Origin of the sequence: Roseofilum sp. SBFL (genome assembly GCF_017746885.1) — a bacterium.
In the GTDB taxonomy this organism is placed as follows: Bacteria; Cyanobacteriota; Cyanobacteriia; order Cyanobacteriales; family Desertifilaceae; genus Roseofilum.
In genome coordinates, this window is record NZ_JAGHZH010000057.1 from 1 (window position 1) to 6,100 (window position 6,100).

General features: G+C 44.1%; 8 protein-coding genes. 5 read left to right on the top strand and 3 right to left on the bottom strand.

The window, feature by feature from the left end; translation table 11 throughout:
* Positions 1-352 precede the first annotated feature (352 nt).
* Positions 353-754: a glycine cleavage system protein GcvH gene (gene gcvH, locus J7545_RS06630; RefSeq protein ID WP_318702027.1), complete on the bottom strand. Its 402-nt coding sequence runs from the start codon at positions 752-754 to the stop codon at positions 353-355.
* Positions 755-922: 168 nt separating this feature from the next.
* Between gcvH and J7545_RS06635 the strand changes: the two genes are divergently transcribed.
* From J7545_RS06635 to J7545_RS06645, 3 genes are all read left to right on the top strand, one after another.
* Entirely contained in the window at positions 923-2,407 is a 1,485-nt protein-coding gene (locus J7545_RS06635) for a diguanylate cyclase domain-containing protein (protein WP_318719323.1), read from the top strand.
* A gap of 88 nt (positions 2,408-2,495) precedes the next feature.
* Positions 2,496-2,966: a DUF2358 domain-containing protein gene (locus tag J7545_RS06640; RefSeq protein WP_318702025.1), complete on the top strand. Its 471-nt coding sequence runs from the start codon at positions 2,496-2,498 to the stop codon at positions 2,964-2,966.
* Positions 2,967-3,023: 57 nt separating this feature from the next.
* Positions 3,024-4,199, top strand: a complete 1,176-nt coding sequence (locus J7545_RS06645) for an AI-2E family transporter (protein ID WP_318702024.1) — start codon at positions 3,024-3,026, stop codon at positions 4,197-4,199.
* Here the strand turns inward: J7545_RS06645 and J7545_RS06650 are convergent.
* Positions 4,191-4,970, bottom strand: coding sequence for a hypothetical protein (locus J7545_RS06650; protein ID WP_318702023.1), 780 nt, complete (start codon positions 4,968-4,970; stop codon positions 4,191-4,193). The two genes, J7545_RS06645 and J7545_RS06650, sit on opposite strands and share 9 nt — an antisense overlap.
* A 143-nt stretch (positions 4,971-5,113) precedes the next feature.
* On the opposite strand from J7545_RS06650, the gene J7545_RS06655 reads away from it, so the two are divergent.
* Both J7545_RS06655 and J7545_RS06660 read left to right on the top strand, forming a co-directional pair.
* Positions 5,114-5,713 (top strand): 7-carboxy-7-deazaguanine synthase QueE, encoded by a 600-nt coding sequence (locus J7545_RS06655; protein ID WP_318702022.1) that lies wholly within the window; start codon positions 5,114-5,116, stop codon positions 5,711-5,713.
* An 11-nt stretch (positions 5,714-5,724) separates the two neighbouring features.
* Positions 5,725-5,985 carry a hypothetical protein gene (locus tag J7545_RS06660; protein ID WP_318702021.1) on the top strand — a complete coding sequence of 87 codons (261 nt, stop codon included), beginning with the start codon at positions 5,725-5,727 and terminating at the stop codon, positions 5,983-5,985.
* Here J7545_RS06660 and J7545_RS23940 read toward each other — a convergent pair.
* Entirely contained in the window at positions 5,982-6,092 is a 111-nt protein-coding gene (locus J7545_RS23940; RefSeq protein ID WP_413039277.1) for a hypothetical protein, read from the bottom strand. The genes J7545_RS06660 and J7545_RS23940 overlap by 4 nt on opposite strands.
* Positions 6,093-6,100: the final 8 nt, after the last annotated feature.

Sequence of the window (6,100 nt, forward strand, 5' to 3'; positions counted from 1 at the left end):
ATTTTTCTGCGCCGTTGCGGATTTCGCAATCTTTGAAGTTAGGCTTTCTGTTTCCATCGTCGCGGGTGGGTCAGTGACCCATTTCATTCTACTGTAAAGCCGTCCTAAAAGGACGGGGTTTTAGACCCATTTTTCTGATAACACACATAAAGCCAGAAAACTGCTGTATCAAGTCCCTTAAAACAGTTGTCATTGCTACCGTTCTAGAAGCAATCGCCAAGACTAAGGAGATTGTTGGGATTGCTTCATTGCGCTCCACGGCCTTTGCAATGACTTCATCATCATTGACGTGCCGGACTGGATATGAGCAGTCCTTAAAGCTTAAAGTCTTTGAGGTTCAATCCGTTTATCTTTAACGATCTTCCTCATCCCCTTCGAGTTGAGCGCGGTATTCTGAGGCTGAGAGTAAGCCATCTAGTTCTTCCTTCTCATCAATCCGGACTTTGATTAACCATCCATCTCCGTAAGGATCGTCACCAATATTTTCGGGGTTTTCCAGTAGCTCTTCATTGCATTCAAGGACGGTTCCCACAACGGGAGCCTTAAGGTCTTCAACCGCTTTCACCGATTCAATTGAACCGAAAGATTCTCCTTTTTCTAGAGCATCTCCGACTTCTGGCAATTCAAGATGAACAATATCACCGAGTTGATCGATCGCAAAGGCACTCAGTCCAATCGTGGCAATCTCGCCATCAAGCCGCACGTACTCATGGCTGTCCAGGTATTTTAGATCGTCTGGATATTCTAATTCCATAGAAACTTCCTATTTTTTTCGACTAATCTCTAATGGTTATATATCAGGATTTGGGTATGATCGGCCCATATTCATTTAATTTTCAGAGATGATTCGTCAAAAGTGGCGATCGCCCCTTACCCCTTACCGACTACCCATTACTGATTACCCATTACCGATTACCCATTCATGAGTCGAAAGCTCTTACAGCGATTAAAAGAAACCATCCTTGTGGTTGACGATGAACCAGATAATCTGAGTTTACTGAATCGGATTTTGGTGAAGCAGGGATATCGAGTCAAGGTAGCCTCTAATGGCAAGGAGGCTTTAAGCTCTATCCAAGCTGGGTCAATAGATTTAGTGCTGTTGGATGTGATGATGCCCGATATGAATGGGTATGAGCTTTGTCAACATCTAAAATCTATAGAATTAATTGCCGATGTCCCCGTGTTGTTTATTAGCGCCATGGATGAAACCCTCAGTAAAGTTAAAGGGTTTGAAGTAGGGGCAGTCGATTACATTAGTAAGCCGTTTGAGCCAGTGGAAGTAGTAGTGCGGATTGAGCATCAGCTACGATTGCGTAAATATCAACAGAAGTTAGAGGAACAAAATGCCCAGTTACAGTTACTTCTAGACACCACTGAAGCTCTGAGTGATACCATTGATATTGAGTCTGCCTTAGAGAAGGTACTCGCCCAAATTTGTCATACGATTCATTGGGATTTTGCAGAAGCTTGGATGCCAACTCAGGGGGGAACTCAGTTACGCTTAAGTCGGGGTGGATATAGCCATATTCCGCAATTTGAGGGGTTTCGTCATCTAAGTGAGGCGATCGCCTTTACCCCCCATGAAGGGTTACTCGGACGGGTTTTGATCTCTAAAGAGTTGGAATGGATTGAGGATATCTCGCAAACTACGCGTACGATCTCTCCCCGAATGCAGCAAGCCAAAGAGGTGGGTTTGAAGGGAGCTTTAGCTATACCCATTTGTTGGCAGAGGGAAGTGTTGGCGGTATTGATCTTTTTTTCGCGATCGCCCTATTCTCCTGAGCAGCGTTCCTTAACTTTAGTCCAATCCGTCGCCAACCAGTTAGCGTCCTTAATGCGACGCAAACAAGCAGAGGCTGATTTACGCCACGCCAATCAAGAGTTAACTCGTTTAGCTACCCTCGATGGTTTAACTCAAGTCGCCAACCGGGGACATTTCGATCAAGTATTAAGTTATGAATGGTCGCGATTGTTGCATCAGATGCAACCTCTATCCTTGATTTTAGCCGATGTGGATTATTTTAAACGCTATAACGACTGCTATGGTCATTTAGCTGGGGACGACTGTTTGCGCAAAGTGGCTCAGGTGATGGCAGAGGCAGTTAGACGCTCCAGAGATTTAGTGGCTCGATATGGGGGGGAAGAGTTTGTTATTTTATTGCCGAATACTGATAGTATAGGCGCTCTCCAGGTTGCCGAACGCATTCATCGGGGAATCGGGGAGCGACAATTGCCTCATGCCAATTCTGATGTACAGCCTTATGTCACCTTGAGCTTAGGGGTTGCCTGTATGGTTCCCAGCATTGCCCGATCCCCAGAAGCCTTGATTGCTAAGGCAGATGCCTCATTATATCAAGCCAAAACTCAAGGGCGCGATCGCATTGTCCTCAATGAAGGCGCTCAGTGAAATGGGTTTGAGGGCGATCGTTGAATGAGACAGAGCATTATTGGCTAAAATCTAACTAGCCAATTCAGCAAAATTCTCTTTACCGATCATGAACTCAGAATCAGTCCTATCCACCAACTCTGATGCTCTACCGCCCCAGATTAAAGAGGTGATGGAGATTCTGCAACAAGACTTACCCACCTTATTTCAGCAGGATATTAACTACAACATTTATACCCCAGATATCCTCTTTGAAGACCCCATCAGTCAATTTAAGGGTAAACTCAATTATCGGATTATATTTTGGACACTGCGCTTTCATGGTCAATTGTTTTTCACCGAGCTATTTTTTGATGTCCATCAGATGCACTTTTTGCCTCCCGAAACCCTGCGCGTAGACTGGACTGTGCGCGGTAAACTGCGAGTTCCCTGGAAGGCAGAGATTAACTTTAATGGTTATTCTACCTATACCTTCAACGACCAAGCTCTGATCGATCGTCATGTCGATACTTGGGATCGTCCACCTCTAAAGATTTTAAAGCAATTTCTCCCGCGATCGACCTCTACTCAAGTAAAATAGCCGAACAACAACCTTACCCATTACCCATTACCCATCAAGGGTGAGGAGGAAATCCTGGTGACACTCGGTCAATTACTTGGCTTTTTCAGTTTAGTTACATCCCTGTATATTCTCTGGATAATACGGGGGATTTTACTACTTGTTTTCACTGCGATTGTACTGGCGACTGCCCTCAACCGTGGAGTGCGTCTGGTGCAAAAATTCGGCCTCAATCGAGGATTCTCGGTTTTAGTCACCATCAGTGTTACCTTTCTCTGTTTTTTGTTCTTCTATTGGATTATTGTTCCTCCCTTCATTGAACAATTTCAAATTCTGATTAATCTGATCCCGACTGGACTCGAACAACTGCGAATTCTGCTCTACCAATGGAGAGCAAATACTCCCTCTTGGTTACCAGAACCTCCTGATTTATCCAGTGGATTTCAACAAATTCAACCCTTCCTGACCCAAGTCTTTGGCAACTTCTACTCCTTCTTTTCTAACTCGATCATTGCTGTGGGTCAATTGCTGTTGGTGATTGTCTTAACCTTAATGTTTTTAGGCGATCCTCTTTCCTATCGTCAAGCTTTAGTTCGTCTTTTTCCCTCCTTTTACCGGCGGCGAGCTGATAGCATTTTAGCCGAATGTGAAATCGCTTTAGATAATTGGTTTGGGGGCATTATTATCAACTCCCTGTTCATTGGTACACTCAGTTTTATCGGATTATCCATCATTGGAGTACGCTTAGTTTTAGCTCATGCATTATTGGCGGGATTACTCAATTTTATCCCCAATATTGGGCCAACTTTAAGTGTTGTTTTACCGATGACTGTTTCCCTCTTAGATACTGGTGGATTCCTCAAAGCTGGGGCAGTTTTGATTTTATATGTCGTTGTTCAACAAGTGGAAAGCTATTGGTTAACGCCCACGGTGATGGCCAAACAAGTCTCCCTGTTGCCGGCAGCAACGCTCCTGGCTCAACTTATTTGTTTACAGCTTTTTGGTATTATTGGTCTGTTCTTAGCCCTTCCTTTAGCAGTCATTGCTCAGGTCTGGATTAAACGACTTCTGATCGAAGATATTCTTGACCAATGGGTATTAGAAAATCCCGATTCACCTTTAGCTGCCGTTCTCCAAGGATCGGGAGATAATTCGGGAGATAATAGAGATGAAAGTGTTCAAGAGAGTTTACCTGAGCCTGAAGTGTCAGAACTCTCTTGCCAAGAAAAGGAAGATCGAGACCAATTAGAATAAGTTAAACAAATTAAATCGATAGCCAACTCCTAATACAATCCCGACTTCAGTTTTACTATCAACAAACCCCGCATTCACCCGCACTGTTCCCATGAAATCTCTGGATAAAGGAATATCAACACCCCCAACCACTAACCCATGAAACCGCAATTCGTCTTGAGTGGTCACTAAAGTTCCTCCACCTAAAAACGGCATAGCAACGACTTCTTGAGTCTGGGGATTTCTGATGGGAATTTCACCAGTTAGAGCAAACATACTTTCTGTTTGCTTGCCAAAAGAGGTGGCATTATGCAAAGTTAGATATTCACTCAACGCTCCTTTACTCATTAAAGAAAATCCACCACTGCCTAGAGCCGTTTCTCCATCGCTTAAGCCAATGGTTCCGCCAATGCCGAAATAACTACCTACGGCTGGTGTTGGATCGGATGTGCTGGTTTGTTGTGCGGTGGTTGGATCGGGTTCGGCTAACTCATTATTGGGTAGAGGATATGTGGGTAAAGGGGGAGGAGGTTCTGGTAGAACAGGATTTTCTAAAGGAACAGGTTCAAGTTGTTTTTCTGCCCTGACTGGCTGGTATTCTAGAGGACTTCCTGTTGTTTGCTTTAGGGTAGAATTTGGGTCTTCTGCGGGTTCAGTAGCCGTGACGCTGACATAGTTGCCATACATTACCCCATTGCTTTGAGCTTGAGCCAATTGTACGGGGTAAATTGCCCCAACGATCGCCCCCCAGAAGGCCAGTAATCCGATCGCTTTACACCCTGTATGGTTCATCGTTTCTCCTTTGGGTTGATGGTCGTAATTATTAGTTATTATATTTTCCAACATGAAGCGCTGTAAATTCCAATTATTATAACCCAAAAGTAGAGGTGATTGTTATAATGGAAGGCCCGTTCCTATGTAATTGATAGCCATCTGTGAAACCCTATCCCATTGTAGAAACATTTCATTCTATCCAAGGAGAAGGCTATTGGGTGGGACGAAATGCTTTTTTTATTCGCCTCGGAGGCTGTGATGTGGGCTGTTGGTTCTGCGATACGAAAGAATCTTGGCCTGTGGACAAACATCCCCAATATTCCATTGAGCAATTGGCTGAAGCTGTTTTAGTGGTCAATCCGAGTATGATTGTGATTACTGGAGGAGAGCCGTTAATGCATAATTTGGATGAATTAACCCAGGGCTTAAGGTCTTTGTGCCATCTCCCTTTACACTTAGAAACCTCTGGCGCTTATCCCTTTTCGGGGACATTTGATTGGGTGACGTTTTCCCCGAAACAGTCTAAATCTCCCGATCGCAGTATGGGCACTTATGCAGATGAGTTAAAAGTGGTGATTACTGGGCCAGAAGATCTAGACTGGGCCAAGGAACAAGCTCAGTTCGTGAAGCCTAACACAGTCAAATTTTTACAACCGGAATGGAATAGCCCAAAAACCATTGATTTAGCAATGCAGTTTGTTTTACATCACCCAGACTGGCGCATAAGTTTACAAACCCATAAGTTTTTGGGTTGTCCTTAATAATTGACTGAATGATGAACATTCCATTTCAGCCCGATCGCACTGAAATCGATTGCTGGAAGCACAAAATAGATGTTGCTAATGAGCATAATGTCTTTTGCCACTGCCATCAGTGTGGCTATGAATGGGTGATTTTTGCGGAAAATCAGGCTTGTCCAGATGGTAATGATAGATATTTTATTCACTTCAACTGCCCGGTGGCGATCCCAACTGAGCTGCGATCGCCATCTCATCTTTTAGCTATGATATGCAATCTAGAATCGACGGGCTAGTTGCCGATGGGTATGGAGATTTCCAACTCAGTGCCTTTACCCAATTGAGAAGTACAGGTAATCTTACCGCCATGTTTTTGGGCAATGATTGATTTAGCGATCGCCATTCCTAACC